Annotated in this window: 17 protein-coding genes; 10 read left to right on the forward strand and 7 right to left on the reverse strand. The window is 74.2% G+C overall.

All coding sequences use genetic code 11. The features are described 5' to 3' along the window. The first annotated feature begins 490 nt into the window (after positions 1-490). Both DMH08_RS32830 and DMH08_RS41230 read left to right on the forward strand, forming a co-directional pair. Positions 491-1,030 (forward strand): SigE family RNA polymerase sigma factor, encoded by a 540-nt coding sequence (locus DMH08_RS32830; protein WP_026405214.1) that lies wholly within the window; start codon positions 491-493, stop codon positions 1,028-1,030. A 199-nt stretch (positions 1,031-1,229) separates the two neighbouring features. Next, positions 1,230-2,912, forward strand: coding sequence for a sigma-70 family RNA polymerase sigma factor (locus DMH08_RS41230; protein WP_233617946.1), 1,683 nt, complete (start codon positions 1,230-1,232; stop codon positions 2,910-2,912). Positions 2,913-2,918: 6 nt separating this feature from the next. On the opposite strand, the gene DMH08_RS32840 is transcribed toward DMH08_RS41230, so the two are convergent. Further along, positions 2,919-3,689 carry an SDR family oxidoreductase gene (locus DMH08_RS32840; RefSeq protein WP_125619903.1) on the reverse strand — a complete coding sequence of 257 codons (771 nt, stop codon included), beginning with the start codon at positions 3,687-3,689 and terminating at the stop codon, positions 2,919-2,921. Between the two features lie 78 nt (positions 3,690-3,767). Between DMH08_RS32840 and DMH08_RS32845 the strand changes: the two genes are divergently transcribed. The 3 genes from DMH08_RS32845 (at position 3,768) to DMH08_RS32855 (ending at position 6,083) form a co-directional block, all read left to right on the forward strand. After that, positions 3,768-4,379, forward strand: a complete 612-nt coding sequence (locus DMH08_RS32845; protein ID WP_125619905.1) for a TetR/AcrR family transcriptional regulator — start codon at positions 3,768-3,770, stop codon at positions 4,377-4,379. An 89-nt stretch (positions 4,380-4,468) separates the two neighbouring features. Then, positions 4,469-5,059 carry an RNA polymerase sigma factor gene (locus tag DMH08_RS32850; protein WP_233617947.1) on the forward strand — a complete coding sequence of 197 codons (591 nt, stop codon included), beginning with the start codon at positions 4,469-4,471 and terminating at the stop codon, positions 5,057-5,059. Beyond that, positions 5,052-6,083 carry a CU044_5270 family protein gene (locus tag DMH08_RS32855; RefSeq protein WP_233617948.1) on the forward strand — a complete coding sequence of 344 codons (1,032 nt, stop codon included), beginning with the start codon at positions 5,052-5,054 and terminating at the stop codon, positions 6,081-6,083. The genes DMH08_RS32850 and DMH08_RS32855 overlap by 8 nt, the downstream gene beginning before the upstream one ends. Positions 6,084-6,091: 8 nt before the next feature. On the opposite strand, the gene DMH08_RS32860 is transcribed toward DMH08_RS32855, so the two are convergent. Beyond that, positions 6,092-6,844 (reverse strand): MerR family transcriptional regulator, encoded by a 753-nt coding sequence (locus DMH08_RS32860; RefSeq protein ID WP_026405208.1) that lies wholly within the window; start codon positions 6,842-6,844, stop codon positions 6,092-6,094. Between the two features lie 86 nt (positions 6,845-6,930). On the opposite strand from DMH08_RS32860, the gene DMH08_RS32865 reads away from it, so the two are divergent. After that, the gene (locus DMH08_RS32865; RefSeq protein WP_125619909.1) at positions 6,931-7,962 is read left to right on the forward strand and encodes an adenylate/guanylate cyclase domain-containing protein; all 1,032 of its coding nucleotides are present in this window, start codon (positions 6,931-6,933) and stop codon (positions 7,960-7,962) included. Between the two features lie 43 nt (positions 7,963-8,005). Here DMH08_RS32865 and DMH08_RS32870 read toward each other — a convergent pair whose 3' ends face one another. From DMH08_RS32870 to DMH08_RS32880, 3 genes are all read right to left on the reverse strand, one after another. Then, positions 8,006-8,437, reverse strand: coding sequence for an SPW repeat protein (locus tag DMH08_RS32870; protein WP_026405206.1), 432 nt, complete (start codon positions 8,435-8,437; stop codon positions 8,006-8,008). 119 nt (positions 8,438-8,556) lie between these two features. Continuing rightward, positions 8,557-9,450 carry an NmrA family NAD(P)-binding protein gene (locus tag DMH08_RS32875; protein ID WP_125619911.1) on the reverse strand — a complete coding sequence of 298 codons (894 nt, stop codon included), beginning with the start codon at positions 9,448-9,450 and terminating at the stop codon, positions 8,557-8,559. Between the two features lie 63 nt (positions 9,451-9,513). After that, entirely contained in the window at positions 9,514-10,110 is a 597-nt protein-coding gene (locus tag DMH08_RS32880) for a TetR/AcrR family transcriptional regulator (protein WP_026405204.1), read from the reverse strand. Between the two features lie 110 nt (positions 10,111-10,220). Here DMH08_RS32880 and DMH08_RS32885 point away from each other — a divergent pair, with 110 nt between their 5' ends. Then, positions 10,221-11,042 carry an SDR family NAD(P)-dependent oxidoreductase gene (locus DMH08_RS32885; protein WP_125619913.1) on the forward strand — a complete coding sequence of 274 codons (822 nt, stop codon included), beginning with the start codon at positions 10,221-10,223 and terminating at the stop codon, positions 11,040-11,042. Here the strand turns inward: DMH08_RS32885 and DMH08_RS32890 are convergent. After that, positions 11,020-11,661 (reverse strand): TetR/AcrR family transcriptional regulator, encoded by a 642-nt coding sequence (locus tag DMH08_RS32890; RefSeq protein WP_125619915.1) that lies wholly within the window; start codon positions 11,659-11,661, stop codon positions 11,020-11,022. The two genes, DMH08_RS32885 and DMH08_RS32890, sit on opposite strands and share 23 nt — an antisense overlap. 61 nt (positions 11,662-11,722) lie before the next feature. Between DMH08_RS32890 and DMH08_RS32895 the strand changes: the two genes are divergently transcribed. Both DMH08_RS32895 and DMH08_RS32900 read left to right on the forward strand, forming a co-directional pair. After that, complete coding sequence (locus DMH08_RS32895) at positions 11,723-13,105, forward strand: serine hydrolase domain-containing protein (protein ID WP_125619918.1); 1,383 nt, start codon at positions 11,723-11,725, stop codon at positions 13,103-13,105. A 41-nt stretch (positions 13,106-13,146) separates the two neighbouring features. Continuing rightward, entirely contained in the window at positions 13,147-13,947 is an 801-nt protein-coding gene (locus DMH08_RS32900) for an SAM-dependent methyltransferase (protein WP_026405200.1), read from the forward strand. A 129-nt stretch (positions 13,948-14,076) separates the two neighbouring features. On the opposite strand, the gene DMH08_RS32905 is transcribed toward DMH08_RS32900, so the two are convergent. Further along, the gene (locus tag DMH08_RS32905) at positions 14,077-14,340 is read right to left on the reverse strand and encodes a hypothetical protein (protein ID WP_125619920.1); all 264 of its coding nucleotides are present in this window, start codon (positions 14,338-14,340) and stop codon (positions 14,077-14,079) included. A 247-nt stretch (positions 14,341-14,587) separates the two neighbouring features. Here DMH08_RS32905 and DMH08_RS32910 point away from each other — a divergent pair, with 247 nt between their 5' ends. After that, positions 14,588-15,538, forward strand: coding sequence for a Ppx/GppA phosphatase family protein (locus DMH08_RS32910; RefSeq protein ID WP_199748121.1), 951 nt, complete (start codon positions 14,588-14,590; stop codon positions 15,536-15,538). Positions 15,539-15,793: the final 255 nt, after the last annotated feature.

The following is a 15,793-nucleotide window of genomic DNA, read 5'->3' on the forward strand; positions in this document are numbered from 1 at the left end:
CCCGACAGCCGCACCCCACCGACGACGACGCCGGAGCGCCGACGCATGCCGCCACGCCACCCCCGCGCAGCGACCCGCCGCCACCCCAAGGCCCCCCCCGGCGTCCGGGGGCCGGGCGCCGAGGAGGGCCTTGCGGTGGCGGCGGGTCGCTGCGCGGCGGTGGCGTGGCGGCATGCGTCGGCGCTCCGGCGTCGTCGTCGGTGGGGTGCGGCTGTCGGGACCGGGCCGGTGGGGCCGGTGTTGTGAGGACAGCGGGTCAAGGTTCACGTGTACCGACGGGCCTGTCGACGGATTTGTCGCGATAAGTCGCGAGGTGGGGGATGTCTGATCTACCTGGGTTGAAGATTATGCACTGGTTGACCCGAATATATGAATTTTGTAGGCCCAGAATTACGATCTTCGTGCGATCGTCAACTGTACCGGGAGTTCGCGCGGTCCAAGATCCGGAAAGGCGGCCGGGCGGCTCCACAACCCCTGGTCCGGTGGTGAGTTGAGCAGGACGCGGCATGAGGAGTTCCGCGACTACGTTGCGGAACGCGGGCCCGCGCTGCTCCGTGCCGCCATGCGGCTGACCAGTGATCGCGCCGAGGCCGAGGACCTCCTCCAGGCCGCCCTCGCCAAGACGTACCTCGCGTGGGACCGCATCCAGGATCGCGCGGCGATCGACGGATACGTCCGGCGGGCCATGGTCAATACGCAGATTTCATGGTGGCGCCGTCGCAAACTCGACATTTACCCCACGGATGAACTCCCGGACCGGCCGGTCGACGATCACACGCGCCGCAGCGAAATGCGGGACGCGCTCGGCCGCGCGCTCCGCCGGCTGCCCGAACGGCAGCGGCTCGCCGTAATGCTCCGCTATTACGAGGACATGTCCGAGGCGGAGATCGCGGAGGTGCTCGGCGTCAGCGTCGGGACGGTCAAGAGCACCGTCTCGCGGGCCGTGGCGCGGCTCCGCGACGACGACGCCCTCGGCGACGACTTCCCCGGGATCCCGCCGCAGCGGCCGGATCGGCCCGGCGGTCCGTGAAGCGCATTCTGACCGCGAGTCAGAGTCCGCGTGATCACGCAGGGGCGTGATCGGTGACCCTCAGGTCATCGTTAATGGTGATTTCGGGGTTCATGTGGCCTTCCGGGGGTCGACGGGTGTATGCAAGGTGGGCCGATTGTCCGGACGACCCCCTGGGGGGCGGACTCCCATGCCGGTGCCGGGAGCTTGAATGCCGAGGTTGTCCCCGTCCGCTGACGCGTCCGACCGGAAGCTGGTCAAAGGGCTGAACGAGGGCGACGAGTCGGCCCTCGCCACGGTCTACGACGAGTACGGCGAGCGCATCTACGACTACGTACTGTCGATGCTGGGGGACGGGAAGGCCGCGGCGCGGATCGTCCACGACACCTTCATCGACGCCGCCCGCCGCGCCCCCCGGATGCGCGACCACCTCCACCTCGGGTCCTGGCTGTACGGCGCGGCGCGCCGCCGCTGCATCCGCCGGGGACGCGTCAAGGACCTGTACTGGGAAAGGGACGGCGAATTCGCCGAGGCGCCTTTCCTGGATCGTGCCGACATGCCGGACGCCGCCGATCTGCCGCCGTCCGAAGAACTGCACGATCTCCTGCGCGCGTCCCTCGCCCACCTCGACCCGGTCGACCAGGAGATCGTCCTGCTCGCGTTCCGGCACGGCCTGCCGCCCGCCCGGCTCGGCGCGGCGCTGGGGCTGCCGGCCCGCCGCGCGGCCGCCCGGACGCGGGCCTGCCGGGCCGAGTTCGAGGCCGCGCTCGCCGACGAGGTGCGCCGCGCCGCGCACGACTGCGCGTCCCGCCCGGTGGCCCCCGAACCCGAGCCGGAGCCGGAGCCGGAGCCCGCGAGCGTCGCCGTGCTCGCCGCAGCGGCCCCCGAGCCGGACGTCCCGGACGTCCCCGAGGAACCGGACGTCCCGGAAGCGGGGCCCGCGCGTCCCGCCGCCCGCCCGGCGCGGCCGTGGCAGGCGTTCCGGCGGCGCGCGGAGTCCGCGGGCGCCGCGCCCGACCCGGCCGCCGACGCGCACGCCGCCGGGTGCCCGGACTGCCGCCGCCGCGCCCGGGTGCGCGCCGTCCCGCTGCTCGCGGCCGCGCCCGCGCCGGTGCTGCCCGCCGCGCTGCGGCACCGCGTCATGCACACCGCGACCGACCCGGAGCTCGCCGCGCACCGCGCGGACATCGCCGCGCGCGGCGGCGCACTCACCCCCGACGGCCTGCCGATCCAGCCGGACGTCCCGTCGCCGTTCACCCGCCGCTGGCTGTTCACCGTCGGCGGGATGGCGGGGGCGCTCGGGGCGGCGCTGGTCGCGGTGGTCGCGATGGGGCCGGGCATCGGCAGCGGGACGCTGTCGTGGCCGCCGTTCGGCACCGAGCCGCAGCCGTCGATCACCCGCCCGTCCCCGTCGCCCGGCGCGGGCGGCGGCGACCGGCCGTCCGGTCCGGCGGGCGGGTCCGGCGCGGGCGGGCCCGGCGGCCTCCAGCCGCCGCCCATGAACCCGCAGACGCAGCCGGACTCCTCGTCGCCCGCGGAGTCGCCGTCGCCGAGCGCGCCCGCCTCGCCGAGCGCCCCGGCGTCGCCGACGCCTGACCCGCCGCGGGAGCGCGGCGTCCTCGTCGTCAACCCGAACAAGGTGCAGCTGAACGGCGGCACCAAGACCGCGAGCGTCAGCCTCGCCGCCGAGGACGGCCCGGTGCAGTGGACGGCGATGTCCTCGACGAGCCAGCTCGAGCTGTCGCAGATGCAGGGCGGCATGCCCGAGGACGGCACCATGCAGCTGACCGTCACGCTGCGCACCGCGCTGATCGGCCTGCCCGGCACCGGCAAGCTCACGTTCACCGACTCCGAGGGCTTCCCGCACGTCGTCGAGGTGGAGTGGGGCCTGACGCTGCTCTGACCGGTCCTAGATGCGGACGCCGCCGGTGGCGTCGACGACCTGGGCGGTCACCCAGCGGGCGTCGTCGGACGCGAGGAACGCGGCGATGCCGGCGATGTCGTCCGGCCGCCCCACCCGGCGGAGCGCGGCCTGCGCCGACCACTCGGCGTCGGCGTCGGCGTTCCCGCGCAGCCAGTCGGCGTTCATGTCGGTGTCGACGATCCCGGGGGCGACGGTGTTCGCGGTGATGCCGCGCGGGCCGAGCAGTTCGGCGAGGTTGCGCGTGAAGACGTCCAGGGCGCCCTTGGTGGCCGCGTAGCCCATGATCGACGGCATCGCGAGCCGGGACGCGCCGCTGCCGATGTTGATGATCCTGCCGCCGTCGCGGAGCCGGGGCAGCGCCTGCTGGACGATGAAGTACGGTGCGCGCACGTTGACCGCGTAGACCCGGTCGAAGGCGTCCTCGGTGGTCGCCTCCAGGTCCGCGAAGAGCGTTTCGCCCGCGTTGTTGACGATGATGTCGACGCCGCCGCCGGGGACGTACTGCTCGATCTCCTTGTCGAAGGCGTCCCAGAGGCGCCGGGCGTCGCCGTGCTCGCCCAGTTCGGCCCGGATCGCGAACGCGCGCCCGCCGTCCGTCCGGATCCGCTCGACCAGGTCGTCCGCCGCGCCGGCGTTCCGCGCGTAGGTGATCGCGACGACGGCGCCGTCGCGCGCGAGCCGCTCCGCGATCGCCCGCCCGATGCCGCGCCCGCCGCCGGTGACCAGCGCGACCTTGCCGTCCAGTGCCTTGCGCATGAGCCCGCTCCTTTGTTGATCGATCGCTCAAGAAAGGACCGTAGCACAATTATTGAGCGAGCGATCTACAATGGGGTCATGGCAGAGCGACGGACCACCCGAGGACGGCCGCGCGGCTTCGACCGCGACGAGGCGCTGCGGCGCGCGCTGGCGCTGTTCTGGGAGCGCGGCTACGAGGCCACCTCCGTCAGCGACCTCACCGCCGCGATGGGCATCCGCCCGGCCAGCCTCTACGCGGCGTTCGGCGACAAGAAGTCCCTGTTCAAGGAGGTCGTCGACGCCTACGGGCGGCTCCCGGCCGGGACGTACATGGCGGCGGCGCTCCGCGAGGAGCCCACCGCCCGCGCGGCGTTCGCCCGGATGCTGCGGGACGCCGCCGTCCACCAGTCCGGCACCGCCGCGCACCCGCCCGGCTGCCTGGTCATCACCGCCGCCACCAACGTCACCGCCGAGGACGAGGAGATCGCCGGGTTCCTGCGCGGGATGCGCGAGGCGAACAAGGTGAAGTTCCGCGACCGCCTCCGCGCGGCCCGCGACGCGGGCGAGCTGCCCGCCGACGCCGACTGCGACGGGCTCGCGGACTACTTCGCGGCGGTCGTCCAGGGCATGTCGCAGCAGGCCCGCGACGGCGCCACCGAAGCCGACCTGTCCCGCATCGCCGACCACGCCATGAACGCCTGGCCCGCGTAGAAGCCGGGCCGCGGAGCTCAGGGGAACCCGGGGGGAGCGGGACGGCAAGTACGGGTGTCCGACCGCAGAGCGAGAGGCCCCCTATGAGCATGGACGGTGACGATGCCTCCCATATCAGGCGTTCCCAGATCGAGCCCGAGGCGTTCGCCGAGATCTTCCGGCGGCACGCGCCCGGCCTGAAGCGCTACGCGACCCGCCGGCTCGGCGCCGACACCGCCGAGGACGTCGTCGCCGAGACGTTCCTCGCCGCGTTCCGCCAGCGGCACCGCTACGACCTCGACCGCCCCGACGCGCGCCCCTGGCTGTTCGGGATCGCGACGAACCTGATGAAACGCCACGTCCGCACCGAGGTGCGGCAGTTGCGGACGCTGCACCGCACCGGCGCCGACCCGGTCGCCGAGCCGTTCACCGACCGCAGCGACGAGCGCGTCAGCGCGCAGGCCGCCGGCCCGCGGATCGCCGCCGCGCTCGCCGCGATGCCGAAGGGGCACCGCGACGCCCTGCTGCTGTTCGCGTGGGGCGGCCTCTCGTACGTCCAGGTGGCCGAGGCCCTGGGCGTGCGGCTCGGGACGGTCCGGTCCCGCATCAACCGCGCGCGGCGGAGGCTGCGCGCCGAACTCGGCGAACTCGATCTTTCCCCCCGCCTCGCGATCATGCCTGAGGAGCCCGTCCATGACTGAGATCGACCGTCTCGTGGAGTTCCGCGCCGAGGTCCCCGAATCGCCCGAGCTGGCCGCCGAGGAGGCGCGGCTGCGGGCGGCCATCGCCGGGGAGCGCGGCACGGCCGCCGGGGGAGCCCGGCGCCGGTTCCGGCTCCGCGGCCGGACGGCCCTCGCCGGGGCGCTCGCCGCCGGCGCGGTCGCCGCCGGGGCCGTGATCGCGGCGGTGGACGCCCCCGCCCCCGGCGCGCCGGACCCGATCGTCCGGACGATGCCGGTGGCGCACGTCCGCGTCCTGCAGCAGGCGGCGGACCGGGCCGCGGACGCGCCCGAGCTGCACCCGAGACCCGGGCAGTTCCTCGTCATCGAGTCGCGGATGATGAACACCGCCGAGGACAACGGCGCCGACGGGCAGGTCCGCTACCTTTACCGGGTAGAGCGCACCCTGTGGGCGCCCTACGAGGGCGACTCGACCCGCGCCGTCCTGCGGACCACGGTCCTGCCGCCGAAGCAGTGGCCCGGCCGGCCGCTACCGGAGGCGGCGCGGCAGGGGGTCGGCGAGACCAGCACCGAGAAGGCCGCCGACTTCGACGGCAGGGCCGAGTGGCTGCGCACCGACTACGCCTACCTCAGCAAGCTCCCCACCGAGGCGGAGGGCATGTACGCGCACCTCTACACCGGGCTCGGGACGGGTCGGGAGGCGGACGCGCAGGCGTGGCAGAACCTCGGCGGGATGCTCACCGAGGCGTACATGCCCGCCGCGCAGCGCGCCGCCCTGTTCCGCGCCGCCGCCGCGATCCCCGGCGTCACGACCGTCGGGAAGGCCGTGGACGCCGCCGGACGGACGGGCGTCGCGGTCGCGCTGGACGTGCCGGGCACCGGCATCCGCACCGAGTACATCTTCGACCCCGACACCTACGACTACCTGGGCGAACGCGGCGTCGTCACCGACGCCTCACGCGCGCAGGCCCCGGTCGGCAGCGTCCTGGCCGCCACCGCGCAGCTCAGCGTGCGGGTCGCCGACGCCCCGCCGCCGGTGAGCTGACCGCCCGGTCAGCTCTGGGTGGGCTGGTTGCGGACGGTCTCCAGCCGGTCGCCGAGGGCCTCCTGGACGCGCGCCTCCATCGCCCGCGCGATGAACGGGTCGACGACCATCTTCACCAGCGGGCGCATCCGCCGCACGACCGCCGCGACCTCGGCGACGTCCTCGCCGCCCGGTCCGGGCCGGTCGAGCCGGTCAAATACGTGCTCCTCGACGAGCCCGACGAACCGGCCCGCGATGATTTCGCAGTCGTCCCGGATCTGCGCGGCGATGTCGAGGACGGCGTCCAGGGGGATCCCGGCGGCGACGAGCTCGGCGCCGACGTGCAGGAGCCGCGGGCTCGGCACGCGGTAGCCGTCGCCGTCGGGCTCGATGAGGCCGAGCTCGATCGTCCGCTCCCGGAACCGGGCGACCTCGTCCTCGTCGAGGCCGGCGCCGAACAGGTCGACGAGTCCGGCGTCGGTGGCGGTGCCGGGCAGCTCGTCCGACCACGGGTCGGTGAGCACCTTCTCCAGCCCGAGGACCTCGCCGACGTCCTTGCCGGTCTGCCAGGCGGCCAGCAGCTCCTTGATGATCGCGAGGGTGTAGCCGCGGGCGAGCAGCTTGCCGATCAGCCGGAGCCGGGCGAGGTGGGTGTCGTCGTAGAGGCCGACCCGGCCCTGGAGGCGCGGCGGCGGCAGCAGGCCCCGGTCCTGGTAGGCCCGGATGTTGCGGACGGTGCTCCCGCCGACCCGCGCCAGCTCGTCGATTCGGTACTCGGCCATCCCCACCCGCCGGTGTCGTCCGCCTTGACCGGCGTGATCTTACTCCGCCAGTATCTGTGACATCGAACGATGACAAGGTGGCGCCGATGGCGGAACCCCGCGTGCCGGACGACCGTATCCGCGACGACCGCATCCCGGACGACATCGAGGAGACGCTCCTCGGCGGTCCGCTGCACCTCACCCGCCGCGAGGTCGAGGACGCGGCGGGCCTGTCCGGCGACCTCGCGGTGCGGATCTGGCAGGCGCTCGGCTTCCCCACCCCGCGGGACGACGAGGTCGCCTTCACCGACGGGGACGTGGCGGCGCTCCGCGAGATCCGCGACCTCCTCGACGGCGACCTCGTCGACGAGGAGATGGTGCTGCAGCTCGTCCGGGCCGTGGGGCAGACGATGGGGCGGCTCGCGAGCTGGCTCGGGGACGTGTGGCTGCTGCGGCTGAGCGCGCTCCTGCCGCCGGACGAGCCGGTCACGGCCGACCTCGTCGTCACGGCGCTCGAGTCGACCGAGGAGCTGCGGCCCGCGTTCGAGCGCCTGCTGCTGCACGGCTGGCGGCGGCAGCTCGCCGCGGCCGGGATGCGCGCCGCCGCGGGGACCGCCGCCGCCCGCACCGACCCGGCGGCGGGCCTCGCGCACCTCGCCGTCGGGTTCGCCGACGTCGTGTCGTTCACCCGGCTCAGCCGGAAGCTGGACGCGGACGAGCTGGCGGCGTTCGTCGAGCGGTTCGAGTCCGCGGCGACCGAGGTCGTCGTGGAGGCGGGCGGCCGGATCGTGAAGACGCTCGGCGACGAGGTGCTGTTCGTCGTCGCGGAGCCGGCGGCGGCGGCCGAGGCGGGGCTGCGGCTCGCCGAGCGGTTCGCGGCCGAACCGGGCTTCCCGGACGTCCGGGTGGGGCTGGCGTACGGGGAGGTGGTGCAGCGGCTCGGCGACGTGTTCGGCACCCCGGTCAACCTCGCCGCGCGCCTCACCGCGACCGCCTACCCGGGCGCGGTGCTCGCCGACGGCGGACTGGCCGAGGCCCTCGACCCGTCCCGGTTCGACGTGTCGGCGCTGCGGCCCCGTCCGCTGCAGGGCCTCGGCCGGGTCCGCCCCCGCCTGCTGCGCCGTCCCCGGAAAGGGTGAACCGGGCCGGAGGCCCCGGCCCGGTCCGGTCCGCGTTCCCGCGTCAGCCGCGCCTGCGCATCATCGCGACGCCCATGGCCGCGAGGCCGAGGCACACCGCGAGGGCGCCGGTGACGACGTTCGTCCAGATCGTGCGCGTCGTCGCCTGGTCCCCGGCGATCACCCACGGGGCGACGATCGTCCAGACGCCGATCACCGGAACCACCCAGGCCATGCCGTGGGTCCGCGCGAAGTTGGCGGCGAAGCCGGCGGCGAGCAGCGCCAGCGCGATCCCGATGACGAGGTTGTTGACCGCCAGGTTCGTGAAGCCCGAGAACCCGACGATCCACGGCGACACGGCCAGGAACAGGCCGGTGAGGACGATCAGTCCGTCCGTCCCCTGAGCGGCGGGCGTGGCGGACGCGGCCTCGTACCGGGCGCGCATCTCGACGATGTCGGGATGGTGCTCGATGCCGCTCGTCGACCGAGTGGTCATGGTCCCTCTCCTTTCCGCTCGTAAGGGTCGCGGGATCTCTGTTACCGCCCTGCCGGTCGGCACTCCCCCACAAAGGGGAAGATTCACCCATTTCTTGACATATGACCTTCGCGGGGCCGTCAGCCGGCCGCCGCCCCGACCAGCGGGCGCAGGGTCGTCCAGGCCCAGGCGGCGAGCGTCGTCGGGGTCGTGGTGACCACGTCGCGCGGCTGCTCGGGGACGAGGTCCCGGGTGCCGGCGGCCATCCCGACGATCCCCTCGACGGCCGTCGGGTGCAGGCCCGCCGCCCCGAGCGCCGCGCGGACGTCGTCGTCCCGGACCGCCGCGGTCCGCACGCGGCGGCCGAGCACCTCGGTCAGCACCTCGGCGACCCGCGCGAACGAGAGGTCCTCCGGCCCGTGGACGGCCTGCACCGTCCGGCCCCGCCAGGCGCCGTTGAGCAGCCGCGCGGCGGCGACGTCGCCGATGTCGCGCGGGTCCGCCCACGGCATCGGCGCGTCGGGCGCGAACGCCGTCGTGAGTTCGCCGCGCGCCAGGCCGTCCAGGTCCTGCAGCAGGTTGGTGAAGAAGTAGGCGCAGCGCAGGTGCACGGCGTCGGCGCCGGCGGCGTCCAGCGCCTCCTCGATGCGCGCGAGGCCGTCGATGTGCCCCGCGCCGCGCCGCAGCTCCGCGCCGACGCTGCTGAGCAGCACCACCCGCTCGACGTCGCCCGCGCGGACGGCGTCCACCAGCCCGGACGCCGTCCGCGCGGACGTCTCGACCGGGTCGGGCGACGTGTGCGGGGTGGGGTCCACCCAGAACACCGTGCGCGCCCCGGCGGTCGCCTCCCGGACGAACGCGGCGTCGGTCAGGTCGCCCCGCCGGACGTCGACGCCCTCGCGGGTCGCGCCGTCCAGGCGTCCCGGGTCGCGGACCAGGACCCGCGGCCGGACGCCCGCCTGGAGCAGCAGCCGGACGACGCGCGACCCGACGCGCCCGGTCGGGGTGGTGACGGCGATGTCATCGGTGGTCATCGAGGTTCCTCCTTCGGCTCGGCGCCCACCGTACGGACGAAGGAGGTCAGGTTCTGGCCTCGTTCAGGGACGGAACGCGCGCAGGGTCGCTTCCACGAGCGCGTCCGCGTACTCCGGGGTCAGCGGCCCGGACCGGTACAGCCAGCGCTGCGACAGCGGGGCGTAGAGCATTTCGAGCACGAGATCGAGGTCGGCGTCCGCCGCGAGCTGGCCGGCTTCCTGCCCGCTGCGCAGCCGCGCCTTCTTCGCCTCGTCCACCGGCCCGGCGAGCTTCTCGCGGTACTGCGCGGCGAGCTCCGGATCGTTGATGATCTCGGTGCCGAGCGCGCGGATCGGCGCCTCGAACCCCGGGTCGGCGAACTCGGCGGCGGTCGCGCGCAGGACGGTCTTCAGGTCGGCCTCCAGGTCGCCCGTGTCCGGCAGCGCCATTCCGCCCTCGGCCTCCTCGCTGAGCGCAAGGAACGAGTCGAAGATCACCGCGCCCTTGGACGGCCACCAGCGGTAGATCGTCTGCTTGCCGACGCCCGCGCGCGCGGCGATCGCCTCGATCGAGGTCTTCGCGTACCCGACCTCGGAGATCAGTGCGCGGGTGGCGTCCAGGATCGCCCGCCGCGACTTCTCGCTGCGGCGGCTCCGGTTCGGCGTGGTGTCGCTGGTCATGGGCGCAGGCTAGCACGAGACGAGACGGTTCGTCTTGACGGCTGCCGCGCCCTGTGCGCATACTGGTGGCGCATCGAGACGAACCGTCTCGTCTAACAAGGAGGCTCACCATGACGACCGCCCGAGCATGGTTCATCACCGGCGCGTCCCGCGGCCTCGGCCGCGCGTTCACCGAGGCCGCCCTCGCCGCCGGGGACCGCGTCGCGGCCGCCGCCCGGGACGTCGCGCCCCTCGCCGACCTCGCCGCGCGACACCCCGACCGCCTGCTGCCCGTCGCCCTGGACGTCGCCGACCGCGCCGCCGTGTTCCGTGCGGTCGACGAGGCGAAGGCGGCCCTCGGCGGCCTCGACGTCGTCGTCAACAACGCGGGCGGGATCCTGTACGGGATGGTGGAGGAGGCGACGGAGGAGCAGGTCCGGGCCCACCTCGACGTCAACTTCTTCGGCGCCGTCTGGGTGTCGCAGGCCGTCGTCCCGCACCTGCGCGCCCAGGGCTCCGGCCGCCTCCTCCAGGTCACCTCGATGGGCACGAGCGGCGGCATGGCGTCCGTCGGGTTCTACGGCGCCGGCAAGGCCGCCCTCGACTCGCTCGCCGAAGCCCTCGCCATGGAGGTCGAACGCTTCGGCGTCCACGTCACGGTCGTCCAGATGGGCGGCTACGACACCGGGCTGTTCACGAAGGGCATGACGATGACCGAGCCCGACCCGGCGTACGCGTCACTCCGCGCCGAACTGGAGGAGATGTGGGGCGACGACGCCGGACCCGACCCGAGCACCGCCGCCCCCGTGATCATGCGGCTCGCCGAGCTCCCCGACCCGCCGCGCCGGCTGATCGTCGGCGGCCGGTCGTTCGACCAGGTCCTGGAGCTCGACCGGGCCCGCACCGGGCTGTACCGGGAGTGGGAGGAGCTCAGCCGGCTGGCCCCCGGCTGACGTACTGGCGGCACTCCCCGGTGAACACGGCGGCCAGCTCCGCCCGGACGATCGACGCCGTCAGCTCGGCGGAGACGTCCCGGTCGCGGTAGACCTGCACGGCCAGGCCCTCGGTGACCGCGGTCAGCCGCACCGCCGCCGGCCACGGGTCCAGCCCCGGATCGACCTCCCCGCACTCCTTGCCGTTGCGGACGGCCCGCGCCGCGTCCCGCCGCAGCGCCCGGGCCGTCTCGGCGTCCACGCGGGCCAGCTCGGGGGAATCCAGGGCGCGGCCCGCGAACGCCCGCGCGACCCGGAACTCGGTGCGGCGCGTCTCGTCCAGCGGGACCAGCTCGGTCAGCGCCTCCGCCATGACGTCGGCGATCGGCCGCCGATGCTCGGCGCCGTCCCGCACGTGCCGCTCGATCCGCTCCCGGATCCGCGCGCTGACCTGCATGAAGGCGTGCAGCAGCATCGCGTCCTTGGTGCGGAAGTAGTGCTGGACGAGCCCGACGGAGATGCCCGCCGCGGCGGCCGTGCGGGCGACGGTGACGGCGTCCAGCCCGTGGTCGGAGATCAGCTCGCAGACGGCGAGGCCGATCTGGCGCCTGCGCGCCTCGTGGTCGGCGGTTCTCGGCACTTGATTACCGTACCAGCATACGGTAAAAACCGTATCTCCATACGGTTATCCGAGGAGCCCCATGCGCATCCGCGTCATCGCCGCACTCTCCGCCGTCCTGTGCACACTGGCCGCCCCCGTCCACGCCGAACCCGCCCCGTACGCCGAACTCGACGCCTACGTCCGCGACAACGTGCGGGCCCCCGGCGTCTCCTACGCCGTCGTCGGCCCGGACGGCCCGCTCCACCGGGGCGCGTGGGGCACCGACGGCCGCGGCGACCGCGTCACCCCCGGCACCCCGTTCCTCTGGGGCTCGGTCGCCAAGCCGGTCACCGCGACGGGCGTCATGGCGCTCGTCCAGTCCGGACGCCTCGGCCTGGACGACCCCGTCGCCGAGCACGTCCCCGAGTTCGCGTTCGACGAGCGGGTGACCGTCCGGCACCTCCTCGGGCACACCTCGGGCCTCCCCCCGTCGACGGTGTTCGAGGTCGCCGACTGCCACGCCGCCGACTGCCCGCGCCCCGCCGCCCGCCTCGCCGCCCTCGACGACGCCGACCCCCTCGGCCCGCCCGGCACCGAGTACGCCTACGCGAGCACGAACTACATCGCCCTCGCCGCCGTGGTCGAGTCGGTCACCGGACGTCCGTTCGCCGCGTACATGCGCGAAGCGGTGTTCCGCCCCACCGGCATGGACGGCGCCATAGCCGACACGGAATCCGCACGCCACCTGGCGCCGGGCCACCAGTACCTCTGGGGCATCCCCACGGCAACGGCCGGCGAGTACGACCCGCACGGTGCCGCCTACGGCTACATGGGCGGCGACCTGGACGACCTCGCCGCGTTCGCGTCGTCCCAACTGCGCGACGATTCGATACTCAAGCCCGAATCCCTGCAGCAGATGCGTAAAGAGTCCAAGCCCGGAACCGGCTACGGCCTGGGCTGGCGCGTAGGCGGACTGGACGCGCCCCTCCAGAACGCCATCTGGCACACCGGCGGCACCCCCGGCTACTCCGCGATGCTGTTCCTCCTGCCCGAACGCGACGTCGCGCTCGTCCTCCAGCAGAACCTCTACGGCCTCCTCCAGGACGGCCCCGTCATGCAGGTCGGCTTCGGTGCGGCCCGCATCCTCGCGGGCGGCGAACCGGGCGACACGCCGTCCGCGACCGTCCACCACGCGACCGTGTGGGGCCTCACCGCGCTCGCCCTGGCGCTCCTCCTCGCGACCGCCCGCTCGGTCGCCGTCGCCCGCCGCCCCCGCCCGTCCCGCCGCGCCACCGCCGCCTGGTGCCTCGCCGGACTCGCCCCGTCGCTGCTCCTCGCGGGCGTCGTCACCCTCATCGACCTCCGCCGCCTGTGGGCGTGGGTCCCCGACGCCACGCTCGCCCTGTGCGTCGCCGCGGCCGCGGGCGCCGCGACCGCGCTCCTCCGCACCGTCCGCGCCCTCCGCCCGGACGAGCGCGCCTAGGATGATCGGCGAACCCTGAGGAACCAGGACGGGCGAGGCATATGACCGACCAGCCGCCGGCGGAACTCGACTTCGACAAGCCCACCATCGCCCGCGCCTACGACGCGCTGCTCGGCGGCACGGACAACTTCGCCGCCGACCGGGCCCTCGCCGACCACGCCGTCCAGCACATCCCCGGCCTGCGGGAGTCGGCCGTCGAGAACCGCAGGGTGCTCGTCCGCGGGGTCCGCTACCTCGCGGCCGAGGCCGGCATGGACCAGTTCCTCGACCTCGGCAGCGGCCTCCCCACCATGGAGAACACCCACCAGGTCGCCCAGCGCGAGAACCCGGACGCGCGCGTCGCCTACGTCGACATCGACCCCCTCGTGGCCGTCCAGGGCCGCGCGCTCCTCGCCGAGAACGGCCGCACCACCGTCACGGTCGGCGACGTCCGCGACCCCGCCGCCGTCCTCGCCGACCCCGCGGTGGCCGGCCTCCTCGACTTCTCCCGCCCCGCCGCCGTCATGCTCGTCGGGATGCTGCACTACCTGTCGCCCGACGTCGCCGGCGACGTCGTCGCCGCCTACCGCGACGTCCTCGCCCCCGGCAGCCACCTGTTCATCACGTCCCTCGTCGACACCGGCCTCCCGCACCAGCGGGACCTCGCCCGCATCACCCGCGAGAACCTCGAGGAGGGCTGGGCCCGCACCCCCGCCGAGATCGAGCACCACTTCGGCGACTTCGCCCTCGTCGAACCGGGCGTCACCTACACCGCCCTGTGGCGCCCCGACACCCCCGTCGACCCCGGGAACCTCGCCCCCGGCGAACAGCTCGGCATGGCAGGCATCGCCCGCAAACCCTGACACCTCACCACGGGAACCGCCGCGCCCAGGCAGTGGTGCGGCCCGCGCCCACCGCGGGAACGGCTCCGCACCTCAACGTCTCGAGCACCTCCTCCGACGTCCAGTGGAAACGCTGACGTCGCGACAAGGTCAACAGCTCTTCAGCGCCGCATCCATGACCGGGTCCTCCGCCCGGTGGATCCGCATCCACTCCCCGGCAGGCGGCGGCTTCACCCCGTGGCTCGCGAGGCACGCCAGGAACTCGCTGCCCTCCACCACCGGGATCCGGACGGCCTCGTTCGGCCCGAGCAGCGGAGCGCACGCCTCGACGGCCGGCAGCATGCGCTCGTCGTCGCGCTCGTCCTCCGGCAGCCGGATCCCGCGCTGCTGCAAGCACCCGCGGAACCCTTCCATCGGCACACTGCTCTCCGGCGTCGGCCCCGATGCGACGGGGGGCTGAACCACCTCGCCCGTGCACCCGGCCAGAAGCCCCACGACAAGCCCCAGCCACACCACGCGCATGCCGCAAACCGACCACAGAACCACGGCCACGCAAAGCCCCTGGCCACCAGAGGACAGGGATGGACACGCCCGCACGGGGTAAAGCGCGGCTATGCGGATCGGTGTTCTCGACGTGGGGTCAAACTCCGCGCATCTCAACGTGGTGGATATCGACCCGGGCGACGCCCCCCGGACGGTCGCGACGGTCAAGCACCCGACACGCCTGGCCGAGGCGATCGACCGCGACGGCGCCGTCCCCCCGGAAGCGATCGGACGACTGGTGCGCGCCGTCGCGAGCTCGGTGCACGCCGCCACCGCCCACGACATCGACGAACTCATCGCGTTCGCGACCTCGGCGGTGCGCGACGCGCCCAACCGCGAGCAGATCGTGGCCCGCGTCGCCGCGGCGACCGGCCTGCGCCTCGGCTCCCTCACCGGCACCGACGAGGCCCGCCTCGTGTTCGCCGCGGCCCGCGCCTGGCACGGCTGGTCCGCCGGCCCCCTCCTGGTGGCCGACATCGGGGGCGGATCCCTCGAAATCGCCCACGGCTCCGGCGACACCCCCGAGACGGCGCTCTCCCTCCCCCTCGGCGCGGGACGCCTGACCCGCGAGCACCTGCCGGGCGACCCCCCGTCCCGCAAGCACGTCCGCCGCCTGCAACGCCACGTCCACGACCACCTCCGCGACGCGACCACCGGCCTCCGCCCCGCGAACGCCCTCGCCGTCGGCACGTCCAGGACCTTCACCCAGCTCGCCCGCCTCACCGGCGCCCCCCGCCGCAAGGCGGGCCCGTACGTCAAACGCGAACTGAAGCGCAAGCGCCTCCGAGCCCAGATCCCCGTCCTGGCCGCCACCAGCACCGCCGAACGCGCCGAACTCCCCGGGGTCTCCCGCCCCCGGGCCCGTCAGATCCTCGCGGGCGCGATCACCGCCGAGGCCGTGATGACCGTCCTCGACCTCCCCCGCATCCGGATCTGCCCGTGGGCCGTCCGCGAAGGCATCGTCCTCCACCGCCTCCAAGCCCTGCGCGGCGCCCCCGACCTCGACCTCACGCACCTCACCTGGACGAACCCCCGCGCGCGCCCCCTCCGGATCGTCCCCGCACTCTGACGGGCGCTACTCGAAGTCGTCCGGACTCAGGTCCTCGAGCCGCCCCCCGCGCAACCCCTCGGGCGCGGGCACCGACTCGTCGATCGACCCCGTCGGCTCCTCGACCTCGTCCCGCTCGTCCACCGGCTCCGTCCGCAGCGGGGGGAAGCTCCGGAAACGACACGACGTCCCTCCAAACTCGACGGCGGCCACCATGGTGACCGCCGGGTAGGACAGTCGGGCCTACCGACGCCGCCAAGCCGCAGCGCATACCTC

It is taken from the genome of Actinomadura sp. WAC 06369, from assembly GCF_003947565.1.
Lineage (GTDB): Bacteria > Actinomycetota > Actinomycetes > Streptosporangiales > Streptosporangiaceae > Spirillospora > Spirillospora rifamycini.